This is a genomic window from Promicromonospora citrea (assembly GCF_013004695.1).
GTDB lineage: Bacteria > Actinomycetota > Actinomycetes > Actinomycetales > Cellulomonadaceae > Promicromonospora > Promicromonospora citrea.
The window spans coordinates 1-1,620 of sequence record NZ_JABEMG010000273.1; the positions used below are offsets into that span (position 1 = coordinate 1).

Consider the following 1,620-nt stretch of genomic DNA (forward strand, 5'->3'; position numbering starts at 1 on the left):
CGCGCGGTCGTGGCGACGCGCTCGAGGGCCGCGGCCGGCCCCTCGCCGGCCGCGACGGCGAGGGCGAGCAGCTCCGCGACCGTCGGCAGCTCGGCGAGCAGGCGCTCCTCGCGCCGCCGGACGCGCAGCGTGAGGGCCTGGTCGCAGGCCACGTGGCCGCACGCGCCCGCGATCACGACGAGCGCGGCCAGCGGCACCACCGCGGCGCCGCGCGTCGCGGCGAGCAGCAGCGCGAGGCCCAGCCCGGCGGCGACGCCGACGACGGTCCAGACCACCTGGCGCGCCCGGAAGTGCTCGACCGTCTCCCCGGCACCGGCCCGGTCCAGCCGGCGCCGGACCTCCGCGCGGGGCGAGCCGAACCGCTCGAGCCACGCGCCGACGTCGTACAGTCCGAGCAGGCGCACCACGGCAGAGGTGCGGCTGGTCTCGCGCAGGAGCGTCGAGGTGGCGTCGCGCGGGCTGAGGTAGGGGGCGAGCCGCTCGTCGAGCGTGACGGCGCGTGCCCGGAGCCGGGAACCGACGACCAGCAGACCGACCCCGACGCCGAGGCCCGCGAGCGCCCCGGCCGCCCAGCCGGTCACCTCAGCACCCTGCGTTCGGCGGGCAGGCGCCCGATCCGCAGCATGACGCGGTAGGCGACCAGGGCGCAGGCGCCTCCGGCGACGAGCACCACGATGCCCGCGGGGGTGTCGTAGGCCTGCGCGGTGCCGGGCCGGGTCGACAGGAGCGCGAGCACGACCCACGGTCCTGCGACGGCGACGCGCGCGCCGTTGACGGTCCAGCTCTGACGGGCCTCGAGCTCGCCGCGCGTCGCCGCGTCCTCGCGCAGGAAGCCGCTGAGGGTGCGCAGCAGGCGGCCCAGGTCCTGCCCGCCGACGTCGCGCGTGAGGCGCAGGGCCTCGACGATGCGGTCGGCGACCGGGTCGGCCAGCCGTTCCTTGAGGGCGTCGAGCGCGTCGTTGAACCGGCCGCCCGCACGGTAGTCGTGGGCGAAGCGGGCGAAGGGCTCGCGCAGCTCGGCCGGGCCGTGCCGGGCGAGCTGCGCGACGGCCTCGGGCAGGGACAGGCCCGCGCGGACGCCGGACGCGAGGTGGTCGACGACCTCGGGCCACGCCTCGCGCAGCGCACGGCGCCGCGTGCGGGCGCGTGACCGGACGAGCACGACCGGACCGGGGACGGCGAGGAGAGCGAAGCAGCAGGAGATCGCGGGCGAGCGGGTGATCGCGAGCCCGAGCAGGAGCGTGACCGCGCCGAGCGCGACGCAGGCGCCGACGAGCATCGCCGGAGTGACCGACGGGGCGCCCGCCTGGACGAGCACGTCGCGCGTGCGCGCCTGCCAGGTGACGCGGCCGGCGGGTGGGGGCGTCGGCGCCCAGAACGACCACCAGACGCAGAACAGCCCGACGCCTAGGAGCAGGCCCGCGACCACGCCCATCAGCGCACCGCCCAGGGTCCGGCGTCGGGGCGCGGGGCGGCGTCGTGCGCGGCCGGGGCGGCGTCGGAGCGCGGGGCGAGCCCGGACCACGGGCTGTGTGCGCGCGCTGCGGGTGCCGACGGCACCGCGGACGCAGGGGGCGCGGCGTGTTCGGCAGGTGCGACAGGCGCGGCGTGCGCAGCAGG

1 protein-coding gene and 2 pseudogenes are annotated in these 1,620 nt (G+C 78.7%); all 3 read right to left on the reverse strand.

Annotated features, from left to right (window positions below; genetic code table 11):
* Positions 1–581 (reverse strand): annotated as a pseudogene (locus HLB15_RS23545) (type II secretion system F family protein); the annotation flags it as partial.
* Positions 578–1,435 carry a type II secretion system F family protein gene (locus HLB15_RS23550; protein WP_171109182.1) on the reverse strand — a complete coding sequence of 286 codons (858 nt, stop codon included), beginning with the start codon at positions 1,433–1,435 and terminating at the stop codon, positions 578–580. The pseudogene HLB15_RS23545 and the gene HLB15_RS23550, both read right to left, overlap by 4 nt.
* Positions 1,435–1,620: pseudogene (locus tag HLB15_RS23865) on the reverse strand (dihydrolipoamide succinyltransferase); the annotation flags it as partial. The pseudogene HLB15_RS23865 and the gene HLB15_RS23550, both read right to left, overlap by 1 nt.

Bases quoted from the DNA above. Each gene is read 5' to 3' on its own strand.
- HLB15_RS23550 (WP_171109182.1), bottom strand. From the start codon at position 1,435: ATGGGCGTGGTCGCGGGCCTGCTCCTAGGCGTCGGGCTGTTCTGCGTC.